Source organism: Streptomyces sp. NPDC001732 (assembly GCF_053596315.1).
Genome location: NZ_JBSFFY010000018.1, coordinates 22,363 through 42,794, shown reverse-complemented (window position 1 = coordinate 42,794; position 20,432 = coordinate 22,363). Strand labels below are relative to the sequence as shown.

Annotated in this window: 12 protein-coding genes; 4 read left to right on the top strand and 8 right to left on the bottom strand. The window is 71.8% G+C overall.

Annotated features, from left to right (window positions below):
* Window positions 1-37: 37 nt before the first annotated feature.
* Window positions 38-6,124 (bottom strand): beta strand repeat-containing protein, encoded by a 6,087-nt coding sequence (locus tag ACWCXX_RS19345; protein ID WP_451128734.1) that lies wholly within the window; start codon window positions 6,122-6,124, stop codon window positions 38-40.
* A gap of 158 nt (window positions 6,125-6,282) precedes the next feature.
* Here ACWCXX_RS19345 and ACWCXX_RS19340 point away from each other — a divergent pair, with 158 nt between their 5' ends.
* The 3 genes from ACWCXX_RS19340 (at window position 6,283) to ACWCXX_RS19330 (ending at window position 10,739) form a co-directional block, all read left to right on the top strand.
* Window positions 6,283-7,887, top strand: a complete 1,605-nt coding sequence (locus tag ACWCXX_RS19340; RefSeq protein WP_451128732.1) for a hypothetical protein — start codon at window positions 6,283-6,285, stop codon at window positions 7,885-7,887.
* A 339-nt stretch (window positions 7,888-8,226) separates the two neighbouring features.
* Complete coding sequence (locus tag ACWCXX_RS19335) at window positions 8,227-9,105, top strand: SCO0930 family lipoprotein (protein WP_451128730.1); 879 nt, start codon at window positions 8,227-8,229, stop codon at window positions 9,103-9,105.
* Window positions 9,106-9,368: 263 nt separating this feature from the next.
* Complete coding sequence (locus tag ACWCXX_RS19330; protein WP_451128889.1) at window positions 9,369-10,739, top strand: MFS transporter; 1,371 nt, start codon at window positions 9,369-9,371, stop codon at window positions 10,737-10,739.
* Between the two features lie 173 nt (window positions 10,740-10,912).
* Here the strand turns inward: ACWCXX_RS19330 and ACWCXX_RS19325 are convergent, their stop codons facing one another.
* The 4 genes from ACWCXX_RS19325 to ACWCXX_RS19310 all read right to left on the bottom strand — a co-directional run bounded on the left by ACWCXX_RS19325 (window position 10,913) and on the right by ACWCXX_RS19310 (window position 13,993).
* Entirely contained in the window at window positions 10,913-11,704 is a 792-nt protein-coding gene (locus ACWCXX_RS19325; RefSeq protein WP_451128887.1) for a GH25 family lysozyme, read from the bottom strand.
* A gap of 558 nt (window positions 11,705-12,262) precedes the next feature.
* Complete coding sequence (locus ACWCXX_RS19320) at window positions 12,263-13,165, bottom strand: MauE/DoxX family redox-associated membrane protein (RefSeq protein WP_451128728.1); 903 nt, start codon at window positions 13,163-13,165, stop codon at window positions 12,263-12,265.
* A gap of 31 nt (window positions 13,166-13,196) precedes the next feature.
* A complete protein-coding gene (locus ACWCXX_RS19315) occupies window positions 13,197-13,811 on the bottom strand; it encodes a cell wall protein (RefSeq protein ID WP_451128726.1) in 615 nt (204 codons plus the stop codon).
* An 11-nt stretch (window positions 13,812-13,822) separates the two neighbouring features.
* On the bottom strand, window positions 13,823-13,993 hold the full coding sequence (locus ACWCXX_RS19310) for a hypothetical protein (protein ID WP_451128724.1): 171 nt from the start codon (window positions 13,991-13,993) through the stop codon (window positions 13,823-13,825).
* Between ACWCXX_RS19310 and ACWCXX_RS19305 the strand changes: the two genes are divergently transcribed.
* Window positions 13,986-14,309 (top strand): hypothetical protein, encoded by a 324-nt coding sequence (locus ACWCXX_RS19305; protein ID WP_451128722.1) that lies wholly within the window; start codon window positions 13,986-13,988, stop codon window positions 14,307-14,309. The two genes, ACWCXX_RS19310 and ACWCXX_RS19305, sit on opposite strands and share 8 nt — an antisense overlap.
* A gap of 128 nt (window positions 14,310-14,437) precedes the next feature.
* Here ACWCXX_RS19305 and ACWCXX_RS19300 read toward each other — a convergent pair whose 3' ends face one another.
* The 3 genes from ACWCXX_RS19300 to ACWCXX_RS19290 are packed head-to-tail and all read right to left on the bottom strand — an operon-like array spanning window position 14,438 to window position 20,414.
* A complete protein-coding gene (locus ACWCXX_RS19300) occupies window positions 14,438-16,573 on the bottom strand; it encodes an AAA family ATPase (RefSeq protein WP_451128720.1) in 2,136 nt (711 codons plus the stop codon).
* On the bottom strand, window positions 16,570-17,274 hold the full coding sequence (locus tag ACWCXX_RS19295) for a DUF4255 domain-containing protein (protein ID WP_451128718.1): 705 nt from the start codon (window positions 17,272-17,274) through the stop codon (window positions 16,570-16,572). Before ACWCXX_RS19295 ends, ACWCXX_RS19300 begins: the two co-directional genes overlap by 4 nt.
* Complete coding sequence (locus ACWCXX_RS19290) at window positions 17,271-20,414, bottom strand: hypothetical protein (RefSeq protein ID WP_451128716.1); 3,144 nt, start codon at window positions 20,412-20,414, stop codon at window positions 17,271-17,273. Before ACWCXX_RS19290 ends, ACWCXX_RS19295 begins: the two co-directional genes overlap by 4 nt.
* Window positions 20,415-20,432: the final 18 nt, after the last annotated feature.

Sequence of the window (20,432 nt, the reverse complement as noted above, 5' to 3'; positions counted from 1 at the left end):
AACCGCGCCCTACACACGCGGGGGGTGCGGAGTCGGTTCACACCTTGATGGGGGCTTCTTCGGGTGGATTCGCGAGTTGGGTGTCCTGGTTGGCGTTGAGGCCGCCGATGGTCTTCGTGGGAATGGAGGTGAGCGGGACTTCAGGGCCCTTGGTCTTGAAGCCGTGGTCGTTCTCGACCTTCTTGCCGGCCAGGGAATTGCCCACGCCGTAACCGAGTTTGATACCCGCGTTCTCCAGAGTGGTCTGCGGGTCGGCGCCGTTGGCGCCCACCTCGTAGCCGAAGCCGACGGCCTGGGACACGGCGCCCTTGAGGATGCTGGTGAGGGCCTCGTACCCGTACTCGTGGAGTTCGGTGACCGAGGTGGGGCCGCCCGTGTGGGCGTGGTAGTCGTGGATCGGCGTGTGCTGTTCGTTGTACGAGCCCGCCGCGTCCAGTTCGGTGAGCGTGTTGCCGTTGCCGTCCTTCACCTGAACGGACCCGTTGTTGTTGAGGTCGACGTGGAACGTGGTCTGGTTGCCGCCCGCGTCGGTGGTGGTGACGGTGCCTTCCACGCCGTCCTTGGTGAAGGTGAACGTGGTGTTCTCGTTCCCCGCGTTGTTGCTGAAGGTGGCGGTGCCGTCCGGGTTCTGCGTGATGGTGACGTTGCCGGCCGCGTCGGTGGTGGTGGCGGTGCCGTTGTTGATGGTGGTGGTGGTTCCGCCGCCGTCACCCGCCGTGACGACGGGCGGGGTGCCCGGCGCGCCCGTGACGGTGGTGTTGTTGCTGAACGTCACCTGCGGAGGCCCGGCGGGTCCTTCCTGTCCGGGGGCGAGGGCCCCCGGCACGGTCACGCCGGGCCCGTTGAGGGTGCCGTCCGGTCCGATGGTGACCGTGTCGCCGGGGCCGTTTCCGCCGCCGGGCACGGACACCTCGAAGGAGCCGTCGCCGTTCGCCTTCACGTCGAAGGTGCCGCCGTGGGCGGTGCTGCCGCCCTTGCCGCCGACCGGGGCGTCCAGGGTGGGCCCACCGTTGCCGCCCGCGGTGAACGTCTCGGGTCCCGGCGCGGGGGCCGGGTCGAGCGGGTTGTGCGGGCCGTCGACGACGCCCGCCTTCTGGCCCGCGGTTCCGGCGTTCTCCACGTCGCCGGGACTCTTGCCCAGGGTGCTGTTGGCGGTGTCCACGGTGGTGGCGCCGCCGAAGAACCCGTCGTGGTGCACGGTGGGTCCGCCGCCCGGCGTGGGCACGGTGATGCCGCTGTGGCCGTCGCCGTTGACGGTGCTGATGGAGGTCTGTCCGGGCCCGTTGCCGATGGGGTTGCCCGCCGTGTCGATGGGGGTGCCCGTGGTGGGGTCGACGTGGGTGCCGGAAGGGCCGAGGGCCGTGACACCGCCGGGCGCGAAGGTGCCGGAGGCCGGGCCGTAGGTGACCGAGAACTCCCCTTCCGGACCGCCCGCGTTCGGGCCGTGCACGACGGTGCTGCCCGGCTCGGAGACCGGGTCGACGCCGTGAGTGGTGATCGTGGGGCCGTTCGGGCCGTTGGACAGGGTGTTCTGCCCGCCTGTCATGTCCGGTGAGCCGAACAGGCCCCAGCCTTCCTGCTGCGGCGTGTTCACCGTGACCTGCGTGTTGGTGCCGGTGACGGTGGCGCCGCTCGGCGAGTTGGTGACGGTTGCCTGCCCGTTGTTGTCGACGGTGTGGACGACACCGGAGTCATGGTGGACCGTGGTGGTCGCCGGGCCGGTCCCGTCGTTGCCGATGGTGGTCGTGAAACCATCCGTGTCGTACGTGATGGTCTGACCGTCCGAGGACAGGACACCGCCGTTGCCGTTGGTGACGGTGGTGGGGGCCGGTGCGGCCGCCTGACCACCGCCGCCGGCCGCGGGGCCGGCGCGTGGCGGCACCTGCGCGCCGGAACCGTCGGGGGTCTGCGTGGTGATCGTCCCGTCCTGGCCGGAAGTGACGGTGGTGGTGGCGCCGGGCGCCGGCTGGTGGGTGAAGGCGACATCGCCGTTCGCGTTCACCGTGGTGGTGACGCCCTGGGCGTCGATCCCGTTCGGGCCGACGGTGGCCTGGGCCCCGGCCCCTCCGGTGTCGGTGAAGGTGGCCACGGGGTTGTTGCCGGCATCCGTCTGGGCGGTGACGGTGACCGGGCCGTTGGTGACGGTACCGGTGTTGTCCACGCCGAAGCCGCCGCCGTTGTCGAAAGCCGTCGTGCCGTTCGGGCCGTTGGTGACGGTGGTGTTGGGACCTGCCTGGGCCTGGGTGGTGACGGTGCCGTCGTTGTTGATCGTGCTGGTGGCGCCGTTCGCGTTCGTCTGGGCGCCGTTGCCCGTCAGGGTGGAGTTGCTGCCGCCGACCGTGGTGACCTGGGTCGGGGCGCCGTCGGTGGCCGGGTTGACGGTGACCGCGGGGGCCTGCCCCTGCGGCCCGACCGTGGTGGGCGCGTCCGGGCCCGTACTGACCGACGTACCGCCCTGGCTGACCGTCGTCACGCCGTTGGGGCCCAGGTCGACCTGGACCGGGTTCAGTCCGCCGAGGGTGCCGCTCACGCCGTTCGGGCCGTGACTCGCCTGGAAGGGCCCTGAGTTGACGGTCGTTGAGCCGTTGCCGGTGGTGACGGTGGTGGCGCCCCCGCCGCCGACCGTGACGGTCTGGCTGCCGGGCCCGTCGGGGGCCGACTTGGTGACGGTGCCGTCGGCGTGGACGCCGGCGGTGCTGCCGTCGGCGGTGGTGACCTGCGCGGGGTTTTCACCGGTGGGCGGGTTGACGGTGACTGCGGGGGCCTGCCCCTGCGGCCCGACCGTGGTGGGCGCGTCCGGGCCCGTACTGACCGACGTACCGTTCTGGCTGACCGTCGTGACACCGTTCGGGCCTTGGCCGACCTGGATGGGGTTCGGGCCCCCCAGGGTGCCGGTGACGCCGTTGGGGCCGTGACTCGCCTGGATGGGGCCGGAGTTGACGGTCGTGGAGCCGTTGCTGACCGTGACCGTGGTGCCATTGGTGCCATGGACGGTGACGGAGTGGCCGCCGCCGCTGTTCACGGAGATGGTGGTGTTGCCCACGTTCACCGGATTGCCGGGGGTCGGCTGCGGAACGCCCGGCACGGCCTGGTTGCCCTGCGCGTCGGTGGCCGTGATGGTGCCGGCGGCGTCGACATGGATCTCCTGGCCGCCGTGCGCGATGCTCGCCGAGCCGTCGCTGTCGACCGAGGTCGAGCCCGCGATGGTGACGCCGTCCGCGCCATGGCTGATCCCGTCGACGTTGAATTTGCCGTTGGGGTTGAGAGAGAACGTACTGCCGTCCGGAGCACTGATCTTGATGTCGAACGGGGAGAATTCGATCTTGCCTGCGTCGCCCGTGACCGTACCGCCGCCGGTGCCGTCGGTCTTGATGCCGCCCGTCGAGATGCCACCGTCCGCGCCGACCGAGACCTGCGGCTGACCGCCCGCGGGCGTCACATCGAGGCCGCCTCCGGGCTTGGTGGCGACCGAGCCCCCGTCGGGGGTGGTGAACGTGACCCCGGCCGCGCCGGGTGCGCCGACGGCGATGTCACCGTTCGGGCCTACCGTGAGGGGCGGCTGGGTGCCTGCCGGGGCGAGGTCGATCCGGCCCTGTGGGCCGACGGTCAGCGACGTGCCGTCCGGGGTGCTGAACTTGACGTCGAAGGGCGAGAACTCCACCGCCCCACCGCCCCCGGTGACGGCACCGCCGCCGCCCCCGTCGGTCTTGATGCCGCCGGTCGAGATGCCACCGTCCGCGCCGACCGAGACCTGCGGCTGGCCACCCGGCGGAGTCACGTCGAGGGTGTTTTTGGCGCCATTGAACTGCACCGTTTCCGGGTTGGGGCCGCCGGTGTTCACCGTGAACCCGGTGTTGTCGAGCGTGGTGGTGGGGCCGCCCGGTGTGGTGATGGTGGCGCCGCCGCCCTGCGGAATGCTGGTGGTGACGTTGCCGTCGGCGACGGTGATCGGGCCGCCAGCGTTCGCCGGGGGCAGGCTGACGGTCTGGCCACCGCCGTCGCCGTTGGTGACGTTGACGCCACCGGCGTTGCCGACGGAGACCTGTGTGCCGTCCGGCAGCGTCACACCGCCGCCGAAGTTGCCCGCGTTGCCGTTGATCGTGGTGTTGCCGAAGTTGACGTCGACGGAGCCGTCCGCCGGGTTGTGGGACGCCACCGGCTGGCCGCCGTCTCCGGGACCGTTGAAGACCGAGGTGATGCCGTTCTGGTTGTCGACGGTGAGGCCGCCGCCCGCCACCGTCGTGAAGCCCCCGCCGTCGGTCACGGTGAGGCCGCCGGGCGTGGAGATCGTGTTGTTGTTCACGGTGAACTCCGGCGTGAGGCCGGCGCCGTCGCCGGGCGAGCTGAACGTGGTCGTGCCCGTCCCGTCCTTGCTGACACCGCCGAACGGTCCGGACGTCGTGAATCCGTTCGGCCCCAGCTCCGTGGAGAGCACGGGCTTCTCCGACTGCGCCGGGGCGAACTCGCCGCCGAGCGCGCCGAAGACCGTCTCCTTCGTGGTCGGGCCCTCGATCGGGGTGTTGATCGTCGTCGTGGTCCCGTTCGAGGTGATGGTGTCCCCGGCCGGGCTGGTGATGGTGTTCACGCCGCCTTCGGTCTTCGAGGCGAAGCCGTCCGGCGTCGTCGTCTTGGTCGACGTCTCCGCAGCGGGCAGCGGCGCGAACGGCAGGTCGTCCACGGGCTGGAGCTGATCGGCCTTCGGTCCCGGCGGAGTGGTCTTCGCCTCGGTCTTCGTGCCGTCCGGAGTCGTGACCTTCGTCTTCACCTCGCCCGTGGAGGCGTCCGTCTTGGTGGTGCCGTTGATGCCGTGGAACCCGGTCTTCTGACCCATGCCCTTGGTGTCGACGAACAGGACGCCGCCCGGTTTGAACTGGCCGTTGACGACGCCGACGCTCTCCAGGGAGAACGCCTTGCCGATGTTGCTCTTGAACTTGCCCTTGGTGACGAAGGCGTCCTTGATGTTGTTGGCGAACTTCGTCCCGCCGAACACGGTGAGGGCGCCGGCCGTGGCGGCGCCGATCGCCGCACCCTTGGCCGCCGAGGCGGCGTCGAACTTCTTGCCGTCGAACAACGCCGTGAGACCGCTGGCCAGGAAGCCCAGGGAGAATTCGGTGCTCACGTCGATCCCGAACTTGCCGGCGAGCGCCAGGGCCGGTGAGGTCTTCAGTCCCACGAGGCCCTTGGCCAGCGGATCGATGACCTTTCGGACGAACGTCGAGCTCTTCAGGGCGGCCCCGACGGCCGCCGAGGTCGTCCCGATCCCCTTGCCGACCTTGGCGAGGAACGGAGCGAACTTGGCCAGTTTGCCCGCCGCCGCGACCACCTTGCCGAGGCCGCCGAGCAACACACCGCCGGGCACCAGGGTGAGGAGGCCGACGATGATCTCACCTGCGTCGATCTTCCCCTGCGACACCATGCGGATCACCGACACGGCGAACAGGATCGCGCCCAGGATGAGGCCCACGACCGGCAGGAACACCGCGACGATCGCGACGAGGATGCCCGTGATGATCTCCACGAACGGGTTGTCCGCGAGAAAGTCACCGAATGCCTTCACGAAGTCCCGTGCGGGGATGGCCTGTTCGGCTGCGTCATCGAGCACGATCGAAGCCCTGGTGGAGCCCTCCTCCCGCAGCTTCTGCGCCTCTTGGCCCAACAGCACGGCCGCCGACAGCTGCTCCTTCGCCGCGTTCACCTCGCCCTGCCGGGACTGGTGGTCCGCCGCCTGCTCCGGCGACGCGTCCGGCGCGAGCGCAGGGACCTCGGTGTTCGCCGTGCCGGCCACCTCCTGCCCCTGGTCGATCGCCCGGTCCAGCATGTCCTGGGCGTCGGTCAGGGTGTTCGCGTACTGGTCGTACGCGCCCGCAGCGGTACGGAACGAGTCCCTGGTCTTCGAGAGCAGGCCCGGCAGGTCCTTGTTGATGCGCGTCTTCAGGGCGTCCATCGCCTGCCCCTTGCCGCGCCGGATCGCCCCGTCGTCGCGGAGCAGATCGACAGCCTCTCCCGCCCCGTCCCCGAGTTCCTGGTAGGTCCTGGCCAACGTTCTGATCGCCTCGGGGTCTCCCGGTGTGGGGTCCTCGCCGAACCCGAGCACCTCCCAACCCGTGCTGTGCCGACGCGCCATTTCCAACTCCTCCTGGTTCTGGGCTCGTTCAGCACCCCATAACGGGCCGGTCCCCGATTCGGTTCAGCGCGTTGAACCGATCCGCGATCGGGCGCGTGTGACCGCCGACGCCCCAGCAGTTCGCGTCACCAGGCCCCGTACGGAGGAGGACGAGAAAGATGCGCGACGCCCCGAGGAAGACGAACGACGTACGGCGGACAGCCCCGTGGCACACCACGGCCCGGTTGACCACGGTGTGCGGCCTGACGGCCGTCGCGTGGCTGGCGCTGCTCGGCCCGGCACAGGCATACGAAGGGACAACGGTCCGCACCGCCTCCGTACGGGAAGGGCTCTCCGTCCAGGTACGGGGATCGGTCCAGGCACGGGCCCCCCAGGCGCTGCGGGCGGACGAGGAGCTGACGAAGTACTACGTGGTCAAGTCCGCACAGGACAACGGCGGCAGGCAGGAGACCCTCTTCGAGATCGCGCGGCGCACCCTCGGCGACGGCGACCGGTTCGAGGAGATCCTGGTCCTCAACAGCGGGCGCCCGCTCCCGGACGGCTCGGCGTTCGTCAGCCCCGACCAGCTGGTGCCCGACTTGGCGCTGATCCTGCCGGAGGACGCCGACGGCCCCGGAGTGCAGTTCGGGGTACTGCCCGAGACCGGCGCGGACGTGACGAAGGAGAGCTCGCGGCAGAGCGCGTCCCCCGCGCCCCGCACCGCGCCCAGCCGGGCGTCGGGCCCGTTCGCCGGGGTCGGGGACCGGCTGAAGCAGCCCTGGCTGCTCGGCGGGATCGCCGGTGTCGCCGCGCTGACCGTACTGATCGTCGCGCGGCGCCCGCTCGGCCGGGCCGCGCGCGCCACCGGCTCCGGTGTCGCGCGGGCCGCCCGCGTGCTGCGGCCGAGGCTGCCGCACCGCCTGGCACTCGCGTTGCGGCGGCGTCGGCGCGGCGCCCTGGCGAAGCGTCTCGCGGCGGACACCCGTACGCCCGTGGTGGTCCGGCAGGCGCTGCGCGAGCTCGTCCCCGCCGACCCGGCGAAGGCGGAGCGTCCGGTGCGCGTCTACAGCGTCCTTGCCGAACCCACCAAACTGCTCGCCTCGGTGTCGGGCGCGCACACCGCCCCCGCACCGTGGACCGCCCTCGAACCCAACTGCTGGGAGCGCACCGGGCTGCCCTCGGTCATCGAGGGCGACCCGAGTGCCGATCCGGCCCTGGCGCTGCCGCACCTGGCCCGGATCGGAGTGGGCGAGCGGGGCGCGCAGGTCATGGTGGACCTCGGACAGATCAACGGCGCGCTCAGCATCACCGGTGACCTCGCCGTGGCCCAGGACACCGTGGCGGCCCTGGTCCGCGGCCTTCTCGAACTTCCCCGGCAGAGCACGGTGGTGGTATCGGTGGACCCGAGCGCCGGCGCCCTGCCCGGCCTCAACGGTCTGGTCCGGGTCCGCTCGGTCACCGACGTGCAGGGCAAGGCACCGGACGAGATCCTCAACTCGGCGGAGGAACTGGGCATCGGCCTGGTGCGTGGCGCGGCCCGTACCGGCGAGGTCACAGGCTTCGTCGTCCTCCAGGAGGCGCCGACCGCCGAGGAGGCACGGGCCCTCGCGGACCTCTCCACACCGGTGGGCGGCGGCTGGACCGTCCTCACCGTCGGCGACATCCCCGGCGCGCACTGGCGGTGGTACGCGGAGAGCGACGGCAGCGTGGACCTGGGCGTGCTCGGCATCCAGGCGGTCGTCCCGACACAGACGTTGGCGGGGGCGGGCACGGGTCGTGTGTGACGTATCCCGTACGACGGGGCGTGCGGCAGCGCGCATACGGTCGGGCACGTGGTGGCGGCCCGCGGGCCCACGCCGATAAGGGCGACTTGAGGAAAGAAATTCCCCGGCATTGAACCCTCCTGCCGCCGAAGCCGTGCTCACAGTGACCGGCCAGGACGGATTCCGGGTCCAGAAACTCCGCTCCGGCAGTCGGCCGACCTCCTCCCCGGCTGCCGGGGCGGGCCTTTCAGGCACACATCGAACAAATCCAAGATGCCGAGAAGGCCGCACAACCACCTGGGCAATGAGCTCAGCAATTCACTTCACGCATTCATCGATAATTCCGAAAGAGGGATCCCCATGCGCAAATTCGCCTACGTCCCGGTCGTGTTCACCCTCGCCGCGGTCCTGACCACAGCGGCCTGCGGCAGCTCTCGGAGCACGGCGGCAGCCACCGCCGACTCCCCCGAGCGTTCCGCCTCGGGAGCCGGCGGGACGCAGCCCAAGGAGGCGGGCCGCCTGAGCGTGTGGAAGAGCGAGAGTCTGGGCCCGGTCGTGACGGACGGCGCGGGCTTCACCCTGTACCGCTTCGACAAGGACACGACCGAGCCCCCCGTGTCCAACTGCGCGGGCGACTGCGCCGCCACCTGGCCTCCGGTGCTCGCCGACGGCGCGAAGGCGGGCCGCGGCCTCGACCCGGCGCTGCTGGGCTCGGTCGAGCGCGCCGACGGCACCGAGCAGCTCACGCTCGCCGGCCGGCCGCTCTACCGCTACGTGCAGGACACGGAGCCCCGGCAGACCCGCGGCCAGGGCATCGGCGGCACGTGGTTCGCGGCCGCACCCGACGGGTCGAAGGCGAAGCGGACCGTGAGCGCCCCGAAGGACCTGCCCGCGCTGTCGACGGTCGAGGACGAGGAACTCGGCGAGATCGTCCGTGACGGCAAGGGCCGCACGCTCTACCGCTTCACCAAGGACACCGCCTGGCCGATGAAGTCCAACTGCCAGGGCGACTGCCTCAAGCAGTGGAAGCCGGCCAAGCTCGTCGACAAGAAGAACATCAAGGGCATCGACCCCGAGCTCCTCATCAAGTACACCCGCCCCGACGGCACCAAGCAGCTCACCATCGACTGCTGGCCGCTCTACTGGTACACCGGCGACGAGCAGCCCGGTGACACCAACGGCCAGGGTGTGAACGGTACTTGGTTCACCGTGCGGGCGGACGGCAAGCTCGCCGAGTGAGCTGACCTTCAGCAGACGCCGACCGTCTACCTCACCGTGCAGGGCCGGACCACGGGGCGCATCCCGCCTTGGGGTGGCGGCCATGAGCGATCACTCGGAAGCGTTTGTCGTCCCCGTCGAGGCCTATGAACCCCCTTGCTGCGTGGCTGTCTTCACTACGGTGCGAACCCGGTACCAGAGCGGCTGCAGCGAGACCGACGCACGCGTGGAAGACCTGGTGAAGGACGTCCCCGGGTTCCCGGGGACGGACCACGCGCAGACTCCTGGCGGGCTGGGCATCACCGCCGGGTACTCCCGCGACGCCGAGGCCCTCACGGAGTGGCGGAGCAACGCCGTCCCTGGCCGTCCCCGCCGAGGCCGTACGGCCCTCGCACCAGTCCCCACGCCGTGCCGTCATCAGCACCGGTGCCGGCAACGCCGTCGAGTCGTACGACTGGGCCATCTACGCGACCTTCGCACCGTTCTTCGCGAAGCAACTGTTCAACCCCGCCGACCAGACCTCGGCCGTCCTCCAGACACTCGCGATCTTCGCCGTCGGTTTCGTCACCCGCCCCCTCGGCGGGTTCGTCTTCGGCTGGATCGGTGACAGGATCGGCCGGAAGACGTCGATGACCCTCTCCATCGGGCTCGCGGCGGTCGGCAGTCTCATGATCAGCCTCGCCCCGGCCTTCGCCTCGGTCGGCGCGTTCGCCTCGCTGTTCCTGCTCGTCGCCCGGCTCGTCCAGGGCCTCGCCCACGGCGGGGAACTTCCCTCGGCCCAGACCTACCTCTCCGAGATCGCCCCGCGCGAAAGGCGCGGTTTCTGGTCCTCGATGATCTACGTCTCCGCCACCACGGGGGTCATTTCCGGCACGCTCCTGGGCGCGGTCCTCGCCGCGGCACTCACCGAGGAGCAGATGAACGCCTTCGGACGGCGCATCCCGTTCCTCATCGGCGGGCTGCTCGGTGTGTACGGACTCGTCATGCGGGCCCGCATGCCCGAAACCGAGGCGTTCGAAGGCATCCGCGAGGAAGCGCGGACGGCAGCCGCCCGTTCGCTCGTGAAGTCCATCGCCGAACACCGCAAGCAGGCGTTCCAAGTCGTGGGCATGACGGTCGGCTTCACCGTCATCTACTACGTGTGGGCCGTGGCCGCTCCGGCCTACGCGGCGACGAGCCTCAAGATCGGAACCGGCCGGGCCCTGTGGGCGGGGACGCTCGCGCACGTCGTGTTCGTCGTGTCCCTCCCGCTGGGGGGAAAGCTCAGCGACCGCATCGGCCGCAAGCCCGTCATGGTCATCGGCTCCCTGGGCGCGGCCGCCCTCCACTTCCCCATGACCTGGCTCCTGCGCGACTCGGCCTGGCAGCTCGCCGTTTCGATGGCCGTCATGCTCTCCTGCATCGGCGCACTGGCGGCGGTCGCCCCGGCCACGCACGCCGAGCTGTTCCCCGCCCGGATCCGCACCGTCGGCGTCGCCGTGCCGTATGCGGTCTGCGTCGCACTCTTCGGCGGCAGCGCCGAGTATTTGCAGACGCTGTTCACGGAGGTCGTGAAGCAGCCCCGGTTGTTCAATCTCTACGCGGTGGTGCTCCTGCCGGTCACCGCGCTCGTCGTGCGGTACCTGCCCGGGACCAGGGGCAAGGACCTCACCTGAGCCCACCGGCCCCGGCGGCTTCCGGCCACGGGTCGGGGCCGCCCGCCTCCTGGACGGGCGGCCACGAGCGGCCCCGTCGGGCCGTCCACGCGGGAGAGCAGCGGGGGCAGGCCGGCGGGCCTTCCCCCCTTGCGGGACTCCCGGAAACGGTCACCGTGGGCTCGGCCCCCTGGTCACGGAGTGTTGTTGGCCAGGGCCAGCAGGCGGGAGCGGTCGCCGCTGAAGCGGTCGCGGTCGACGTTTCCGGAGATGCCGCTCACCGAGCCGGTGGAGGTGTACTGCCAGACGGTCCAGTACGGGAAGCCCTTCGGGATGGTCGGGCTGCCCGCGGTGGTCCAGTGGGCCGCCCACAGGGGGCTCCTGGCGGACATGCCGGTCCAGCCGCCGGTGCAGGAGTTCCACCAGCTCGCGCTGGTGTAGATCACGACATCGCGGCCGGTGCGGGCCTTGTACCTGTTGTAGAAGTCGAGGATCCACGACTGCATCGCCGCGGCCGACTTGCCGTAGCAACTGCCCTCGATGTCCAACACGCCCGGCAGCGTCAGGTTGTCGCGGGACCAGGCGCCACCGTTGCTGGCGAAGAAGTCCGCCTGCGCCGCCCCGCCGGACACGTCGGGCCGCGCGAAGTGGTACGCGCCCCGGATCACACGGGCGTTGTAGGCGCCCAGGTAGTTGGCGCTGAACGTCGGGTCCTTGTACGACAGGCCCTCGGTCGCCTTCATCCAGGCGAACTCGATGCCCGCACTGCGGACCGAGGCCCAGTTGATGCCCCCCTGCCAGCTGGAGACGTCCACGCCCACGGGGTTCGCCATGGGGCCGATGTCCGCCTTGGCCCCGAGGTGCAGCTTCCTGGTGTCCGGCTTGAAGTCCTTGCTGTCCTGGACGTAGCCCACGCCCATGTAGCCCTTGCCCGGCGGCACGGCGCCGCCGGACGGCAGCGGTGCCGAGGAGGCGGTGCCCGACATCAGGCCCAGGGTCAGTGCGACGCTCGCGCCGACGGCCCCGGCCACGGTGAGTCTTCCCTGTACGGACTTCGCGGAAAGGATCCGGGAGAACAAGGTTTCCTCCTGCTCGATCGAGGGATGGGATGCGGTGGTACCGAATGGCGTTTCGGTGCGGTGGATCTCGGCTCGCCGCTTCCCGCGGAGCGTTCTACGCGCGTCTACTTGGCGCGGACATGACATAGTGAGCCACAGAAGCACGCATGCGGTAAATGACTTTCCGGCCCGTTAACGGTCTAGACCCATCCACGCCCCGGTGAACTGCGGAAACGGATCGGCGCCGACAGAACTTTTACAAGTGGCTTTCATCTGCCGGGAGTTGCTCCACAAATGACCTCGGACGCGCCTGCCGGACGGCGCGCCCCTCCGTACCGGCCGCACGCGCCGCGAAGAGCGCTGCCGGGACGACCGTCTCGACGACGCGGGGAAGTCCCCCCGTGTCGTACTCGCCGGAGAAGCTCGGCTTCTTCCAGAGGGCGGAAAGAGGCGCCCGGCCGCCCGGAAGGCGGCCGGGCGGCGGTGTCAGCCCGCCATCGGCAGACTCCTGCGCGACGGCACCGCGTTGAGTTCGTCCACCGCCACCGCCTCCCCGCTCTCCGCGTCGACATAGCTGACACGGACGACCGGGTCGTCACCGGTGTCGCGCCCGGCCGTGGCGTCGAGCGCGAACAGCACCGCCACCGGGCGCGCGTCCGCGCGGTCCCCGTACACCCCCGAGTACTGGAGAATGCGCCAGCCGCCGTCCTCCCAGTGGTCCAGCAGGGCGGACCGGACCACTGGCGCGGCGGCCTGCCAGGCGAGGGAGTTCTCCAGGAGTTCGACGCTCGCCGCGACCGGCACCCGGTCCCTCCCGGCGGTGCCGAGGAGCGGGTGGCCGAAGACGCGCAGCCTCGTCCGGCGCAGCGGCAGCAGCCACCACCGGTCCAGGTCGGCCGAGAGCGCGACCAGGACCGCCGCCGCCCCGGCCAGGAAGACGAGGGCGCCGGCGGGCCGGTCGAGGAGCGTCGGCCACCAGGTGTCCCGTGCCGCCGCGACGGTCGCACCGCCGATCAGCACCACGGCCGCCCGTGCGAACGCCCGCCAGGTGATGGGGGTGTCGTCACTGGCCGAGCAGCCGCAGGAGGATTCCGGTGCCACGGTCCGGCCGTAGCCGAGGTATCCGAGGAAGCCCGCTCCGAGGAGCGCGGTGGCGATCCCCGGTGCCGGGTTCGCGGGAACCGCCAGCAGGCCCGCGGCGATCAGGAGTTCGACCGCACCGGTCACGCGCAGCACCGTCGTGGCCCGTTCGCTGCTGCGCAGCATGCGGGCCAGCGCCGTCTTCGGCGCCTGTCGTGCGGTGCCCCGGCTGAACGCCTTGACCGCCCCGGTCCACCCGAGCAGGCCCGCGAGGACCAGCGGGGCGAGGCTCGTTGTCAGTGACAGCATCTCTTCCTCTCTCTGTGCCCTTGGGGCCGTGTCAGTGGCCGACGGAGATGCGGACGACGTCCACGGAGTTGTCGGACGGCCGCCAGGCGCCGAGCACTTGGGCGCTCTGCCCGATGCGCAGCCGGGACAGGTCGGACGTCAGTGCGCGGCCCGCGTAGGAGGCGCTGGTGTCCGGGGCGACATGGCCGACCAGTTCGTGCTGTCCGTGGGCGAGGTGCAGCCGGTTCTTCGCGATGCCCCGGATCTGCGTGTCCAGGTTCACGATGTTCACCCAGACCGCGTCGGCGGCCACGGTGCCGTCGGGCATCTCGACGCCGCGCGCGTAGAGCCCGTCGCCGACCTCGATCACCTCGGCCGTGGTGGCGCGCACCTTCCACACGCTGGTCACATTGGTCATCTGCACCCGGGAGTGGCCCCCGTTGGATCCGGCCACCTCCAGGATGCTGCCGGTGATGCCCGTGATGCGGCCCTCCACGAAGGCGGACTCGGCTATCGCGGGGTCGAGCGAGGGTTCCGCGGCGAACGCGGCATCGGCGTCGAAGCCGCCGAGCGCGGACGCGCCGATGATGGTCGCGCCGCCGAGGGCGGCGTTGGTGAGGAAGCGCCGACGGCGCATCCCGTCGGCCCGGTCGTGTCGTACGGTCATGCCGATGCTCCTCACTCGTAGATGTAGACCGGCAGCTTGCCCGAGCTCAGGTTCCCGATCGCCGAGAAGGCGGCCGGGGTCAGGTCGAGGACGCGGTTGGTGCGGCAGGTGCCGTTGCAGCAGGTCGCCTCGCCGCACCACTCCTTGGTGCGCGGGCCGCAGTCGGTGATCGTGATGCACACCGTCGCGCCCGAGCACTGGTGCCTGACGTTCATCACCGCGCCGCAGCCGCGTCTGGGTATGTTCTCGCCGCAGAGGTCGGGCCGGGTGATGTCCCAGCAGGCCTGGGAGGCATTGGGCCACGCGCCGTGGCGCGCGCCGGACTGGCAGTTGCCGCAGGCGCCGCCGCCGGCACTGGAGCACGGGCCCCAGGAGTTGCCGCAACAGAACCAGCTGGTCTCGCCCGCCCACAGGCTGGTCGATCCGCAAGCCATGGTGTTCCCTTTCTCGGAGATTGACACGTACATGACAATTCCGAAACCGGGCGTCACCCCCTGAGCCAAGGAGGTGGCGCCCGCGTTCCGGCCGAGGATGGTTCGTTCGTGCGAAGCACCTCAATGATGCGCGTAGACAAGCCCGTTGTATAGACGGCTGCGTTCCGCCCGGCACGATCCGAACGAAAGGCCCTATCCCCTGCCGCGCCCCTGCGCACGGCCCAGCCACGGACCGAACTCGCTCTCCATGACCAGCCGGCCGAGTTTGCGGTACTCCTGGAGCACGGCCGAGACGATCTGCTCCATGCCGAGCGGTCCTCCCGCTTCCGCCGCCCGGTAGGCGGCGGTCACCGCACAGGACCGGATCGATCCTCCCGCCAGCTCGAAGCGCTGCGCGCAGAATTCCAGGTCGAGGTCCACGGCGCGCGGGATCTCCGTCCCCAGGCAGCGGTCCCACAGGGCCAGTCGCTGCCGGGCGTCCGGCATGGGGAACTCCGCGATCACGTCGAGGCGGCGGGTGAACGCCTCGTCGAGATTCGCCCGCAGGTTGGTGGTGAGCACCGCGATCCCGTCGAAGGACTCGATGCGTTGCAGCAGATAGGCCGACTCCACATTGGCGTGACGGTCGTGGGCGTCCTTTACCTGGGAACGCTTCCCGAAGATGGCGTCCGCCTCGTCGAACAGCAGGATGCCGTTGACGTCGGACGCCTCGACGAAGATCCTTTCGAGGTTCTTCTCGGTCTCGCCGATGTACTTGTCCACCACGATGGACAGGTCCACGACGTAGAGTTCCATGCCGAGTTCCGACGCCACCACCTCGGCGGACATGGTCTTTCCGGTGCCGGACTCACCGGCGAACAACGCCACGACCCCCCGGCCCCGGCCGCCGCCCGGCCGCATCCGCCACTCGCCGAGCACCTGCCCCCGGTGGCGTGCGCGCAGGGCGAGTTCGGACAGCTGGCGGCGGGTTCCGGAAGGCAGCACGAGGTCGTCCCAGCCGACCGCGGGCTCGATGCGCCGGGCGAGGCGTTCGAGCCCCGCGCCGTTCTGTGCCCGGACCGCCGCGCGCAGGTCCCGCACGCCCACCGGACGTTCCTCCAGCACGGCCAGCCGGGAGGCGACGGCAGCGGCCTTGCGCACCTGCTCGGAGTCGAGCCGGTAGGCGGTGGTGGCCTCCACGACTCCCGCGTCGACCCGCACGTTCCCCGCGGGCGTCCCGACGGACGCGCCGACCCGGTCGAACGCCCGCCGCCACTGCCGTGCCACGCCCGCGGGGCCGGGGGGCGGGACGTGGACCGGAACCGGGCTGTCCCCGGCCCACAGGGGGTCCCAGTTCTTCCTCCCGTACGCGATCAGGGGAACGCCGCCGACCGCCGCGCACAGGTCACCGAGCAGCCGGGCCCCCTCCGGCCGCTCGGGGGCCAGGGCTTCGAGCGGCCCGAGGACGACACCGCCGCGGCTCAGCCGGGCCTCGGCCGCCAGGGTCCGTACGAGGTCCGCCGGTTCGGGAGCGGCGGCGAACGCCGCGATGTCGACCACCAGCGGCCGACGCCCCGCGGCGAGGAGCGCCTCGACCGCCAGTCTGCCGGGATCGCCGCCCCGGTCGAGCAGATGCACCAGGCCGCTGCCCGTGCCCAGGGCCGCCGCCACCCGCAGTGTCCCGGGCTCCGGGTCCGGCCCGTCCTCGGCTCCGGCCACCCGGACCAGTCCGCGCAGCCTCCCGTCGGGTTCGTCGTCGCCGAGCAGGTGGGCGGTGATCCGGTCCGGTGCCCGCAGCACCCGGGAGAGCAGTGGGCGGTCGGCCTCCAGGACCGTCAGCAGTCCGCCCGCGACCAGGGGTGCGGACGGCGAGAACCGGAAGCGGCCGGAGCTCGCGGCGGGCAGCCCGCAGAGTTCGAGGGCCAGGCCGATGGTCGGCCTGCGCCGGTTGAGGTCGTCGTTGAGGTAGCCGTAGAGCCGCTCGAACCGGGCGTCGACGTCCGGCGCCATCGCGACCATCAGCAGGTCGACGTCGAGCGGTGTCAGAGCGAAGTCCTCGGCGAGCCGGCCGAGCCTGCTCCCGGACCGCGGACGCGGCGGGGGGCCGGACGCGTACTCCGGCACGGGTCCGAACGCGTCGCGGGCCGCCAGGATCCGTTCGGCCCCCTCGGGGGTGAGGTATTGCCCCCGGTAGGGGTCGTCCGGTTGCGGGTCGACGGCCCGCCGGGCCGCGACCGCGTTCCTGACCCGCCGCTCGACGTGGCTCAGCCGCTCCCAGAGTTCCTCGACGGCCGTCGGCGCACCGGGCGGTTCATCGGCGGTCCGGGGGGTGTCCTGTGCGGTGGTCACCGGGCCGCGCCTCCGCGCCTGCGGCGGCCGGGCGGCAGTTGCCGGGCGCGTTCCGCGGCGAAGCCCCGCTCGCCGGGGTCGGATGCCCCGTCGTAGCGCAGCCGGCGCCCGGGACCCACCCCCTCGCCGTCCCGTGCGGGCGCGGCCCGCACCACCAGCCCTTCGGTGACCGGCGGTCCGGCGGGCTCCGGTTCGCCGGCCAGCGGTGCCCACACCCGCAGGTCGATCGCGGCCTTGAGCTCGCCACCGAGCGCGGACCACACCTCGGCGGTGGACTGCCGGTCGATGTTCGGGCCCGCCGCCTCGACGTCCACGGTCAGTCCCAGTTCGGCGAGACTGCCGGTGAGCATCCGGCCGGGCAGCGCGTCCGCCCGCACGAGGCAGCGCAACACCTCGGAGAGCAGCCGGTGTTCGTCCTGCGGACGGTTGGTCCAGGCGGTCACCAGATAGGTCAGCTCGAACCAGCGCGGCGGGGTGCGCCGGCCGACCACCATGCCCCGGTCGTCGTGCTCCTCGGCGGTGCCGGTGCGGCGCCGGGTCGCGTCCTCGCGGATGCCGTGCAGGAAGACGCTGACCGTGGGTGCGTTGCGCCGGGCCGACCATTCCTTCGTCGGCGCGTCGAAGACCAGGTCGACGCCGCTCTCCTGGAGGCCCGCCTCGACCAGCAACAGCCGCAGCCCCTCGTCGACTTCGTGGATCACCGGCGCCCCACCTCGTTCGGCGGGACCATGGTGCCGTCGACCACCAGGAAGGGGGTGGTGACCGGACCGAACCCGGGTCCCGTGGCGGTGATGGTGCGCCGCCCCGTCCGGTCCTTCACCAGGATCAGCAACTGCGCGATGAACGTGCGGTCCGCGCGCGGGACGGTGGGCGGTGCGGCCGCCGTGATCCCCGGTTTCCAGGTGAGCCGCACCGGGGCCCCCGGCGGGAAGTCCTTGCCCCGTACGGAGGTGACGAACCCCGGTTTGCCGACGGCGGGCACCGCGACGATGCGGGGCTGCAGGATGCGCAGCGGGGTCCTGGCGACGTTGTCGCGCGGGTCGGCGTCGGTGCCGGTCGTGGTCAGTGTGCCGGTGACGGTCGTCCTCAGGGCCCGGTCGGGCGCGAGCACGATCCGGACCACCGTGGAGGCTCCCGGAGCCAGGTCGGGCAGGGTGCACACCCCGGCCGCGCAGCCCGCCGGAAGCGGGCCCGCCGGGATGCGCGCGGGCAGGCCGAGCCTCAGCCGCAGGCCGGTGGCGAGGGCGTTGCGTCCGTTGCGCACGGTGTACGTCACCACCACCCGGCCGCCGACGAAGCCGGGGGCGGGCTGGGCCCGCACGGCCACGCCGGGGCCCGCCTCGGGCTCGGGCGGCGTGGGGGTGGGGGTCGGGGTGGGGGTCGGGGTCGGGCTGGGTGCCGGCGCGTCCCGGACCGGGACGACGGTTCCGGTGGCGTTGTCCGTGGGGTTCGGGTCCACCACCGCCCCGGCCACCGACCAGCCGATCCGCTGGTCCCCCGTGCTCACCCCGGTCAGCCGGACGGTGACGGCCACGCTCTCCCCGGGCCGGAGCACGCCCAGGTCGCACTGCGGCACCCCGGTGGAGCAGGACCCGGCCGGAGTGGTGATGTCCTCCAGCCGCACGCCGGGCGGCGGGTCGGCGGTGAACGTGGTGCCGGGCGAGTGCGCGGGGCCCCGGTTGGTGACGGTGACCGTCACCGAGCCGGAGGAGCCGGTCTCCACCTCGGGGCCGGTGGGCGGCGCGGTCAGCGCCAGGTCGACCGACTGCTGGAAGGCGGGCTCCTTCTGCCGCCCGGCCAGCCGCTCGCCGAACGACGTCAGGGTGCCGGAGGAGAGGTCCAGCACGGACAGCTGCTCCTGGGAGGCGGGGCCGGCCGCCCGGCGCGAACTCATCACGAGCCGTCCGCCGTCCGGCGACCAGGCCACGTCACGGGGCTGGAAGGGGCCGTCCGGCGGGGTGTCCGGGAGGTCCTGGCGGCAGGCCTCGGGGTCGTCCCGCCGGACGGACGGGAGCACCACCCGGCACACGTCACCGTTCGGCGAGGTGATCACGATGCCGCCGCGCCCGCTGTTCTGGTCGTTGCCGCCGTCCTTGCGGTTGAAGGCGATGCGGGTGCCGTCGGGGGAGAAGGCGGGGCTGTCGTCGATCTTCTTGCACTCGCCGGGGCAGATCGTGGCGCTGAGGTCGCGCTGCCGGTCGAGCGCGTTCACCGGCGCGGTCCAGATGTGCTTGATTCCGCCCAGGCCCCGGATCACGTGGTTGCGGGTGAAGGCGAGGGTGGTGCCGTCGGGCGACCAGGCGGGCTGCGCGTCCTGCCCCGTCGACTGCCCGGCCGGCGGCACGACCTTGCCGATGATCGCGCCCGTCGCGACGTCCGCGACGAGGACGCTGCTGGGCCCCGCGTTCTCGCCGGCCCCGCCGGGCGAGGTCCTGGTGAACGCCAGCTTGGTGCCGTCCGGGGAGAACGCGGGGTCGGTGTCCCGGTCACCGGGGTTGCGTCCGGCGAGCGGCAGCACCGCGGCGTTGCCGCCGTCGGCGTCGGCCAGCCAGATCCGTTGGGTGCGCGAGCCCCTGGCGCCCTCGAAGCGGGTCACGACGATGCGCCGGCCGTCCGGGGTGTAGCTCTGCCGCTCGGTCCACGGGTCGTAGTCCTTCCCCGGGTTGAACAGCAGGTCCGCGTCGTCGACGGCGCCCGGGTCCTCCCACAGGACGGGGACCCCGAGGTCGCGCGGGTCCGAGCCGTCCTGCCGGACGTCCTGGAGCGTCGCGACCACCGTTGTGTCTTCGTTGTCGTTGTCCGGCCTGCGCGACGTCTGGCGGGAGACGACGACGGTCCCGGTGTCCAGCGGGCCGGTCCAGGTGGGCGAATCGAGCTTGCGGCTCTCGTCCAGTACGGTCGTCGGCGCGGCCGTGTCGAAGGCGGTTGCCCGGTAGACACGTTCGTACTCGCACGTGCAGTCGCGGCCGAGGAAGACCAGGCCCGTTCCGTCCGCCAGCCAGGCGGCCGAGCGGGTCCGCCAGCTCGCCTGTCCGCCGTCGAGCAGTTTGCGGTCGGTGCCGGGGCGCCCCTCGGTCACCCACAGCCTCGGATCGTCCTCCTCCACGGTGGGGGTGAGGGTGTACGCGATCTGGTCGCGGTGGGCGTCGTCGTCCACGGGGTTCCACGCCGGTTCGGTCGCGCTGCCGGTCGCATGGCTGACGACCCTCGCCGCTCCGCCGGACACGGCCTGCTCGTAGATGATCCCGGCGCCCCCGTCGCCGGAGTCGCAGGAGAACGCGACGCGGGTGCCGTCCGGGGAGAAGGTCGGGGAGGTCTCGTTGTTGCGGGTGTCCGTCAGCCGCCGCAGACCGGTGCCGTCGACGCCGACGATCCACAGGTCGCGCTGGACCAGGCCGTCCGCACCCCGCTCCGCGGAGTCGAACACCACGGTCCGTCCGTCCGGGGAGAGTTCGGGGTGCGCGGCGTCCCGGTCGCCGGTGAGCCTGCGTACCGCTCCGTTCGCCCCGCGCACGTACACCTGCGGCCGCACACTGTCGCGCAGGCTGGTGAAGACCATCACGTCGCCGCGTACGAACGGGTCCTGGTCGTAGTGGGCCGGTCCGGGCCCGAACAGCGGGTCGGAGCCGGTCGTACTGACGGCCCGGCCGAGGCTGCGGTGCTCGGTCCCGGCGTAGGTGATGCGTCCGGCGTCGACCGGGGTCTCGTCCGCCGCGGCCGTCCGTGGCGCTCCCTGCGGTGCGGATGCGGAGCCCGCCACCAGGAGCGGTGCCAACAGCACCACCACACCCGCCAGTCGGTGCAGCCGGTTTCGCCTCGCCGGGCCAGCAGTGCCGGTCACGGCCCACCTCACAGTCTG

Excerpts from the sequence above, each read along its gene's own strand:
- ACWCXX_RS19340 (WP_451128732.1), top strand. The coding sequence starts at position 6,283 with ATGCGCGACGCCCCGAGGAAGACGAACGACGTACGGCGGACAGCCCCG.
- ACWCXX_RS19320 (WP_451128728.1), bottom strand. The coding sequence starts at position 13,165 with ATGCTGTCACTGACAACGAGCCTCGCCCCGCTGGTCCTCGCGGGCCTG.
- ACWCXX_RS19315 (WP_451128726.1), bottom strand. The coding sequence starts at position 13,811 with ATGACCGTACGACACGACCGGGCCGACGGGATGCGCCGTCGGCGCTTC.
- ACWCXX_RS19335 (WP_451128730.1), top strand. The coding sequence starts at position 8,227 with ATGCGCAAATTCGCCTACGTCCCGGTCGTGTTCACCCTCGCCGCGGTC.
- ACWCXX_RS19305 (WP_451128722.1), top strand. The coding sequence starts at position 13,986 with ATGCACACCGTCGCGCCCGAGCACTGGTGCCTGACGTTCATCACCGCG.
- ACWCXX_RS19325 (WP_451128887.1), bottom strand. The coding sequence starts at position 11,704 with ATGTCGGGCACCGCCTCCTCGGCACCGCTGCCGTCCGGCGGCGCCGTG.
- ACWCXX_RS19345 (WP_451128734.1), bottom strand. The coding sequence starts at position 6,124 with ATGGCGCGTCGGCACAGCACGGGTTGGGAGGTGCTCGGGTTCGGCGAG.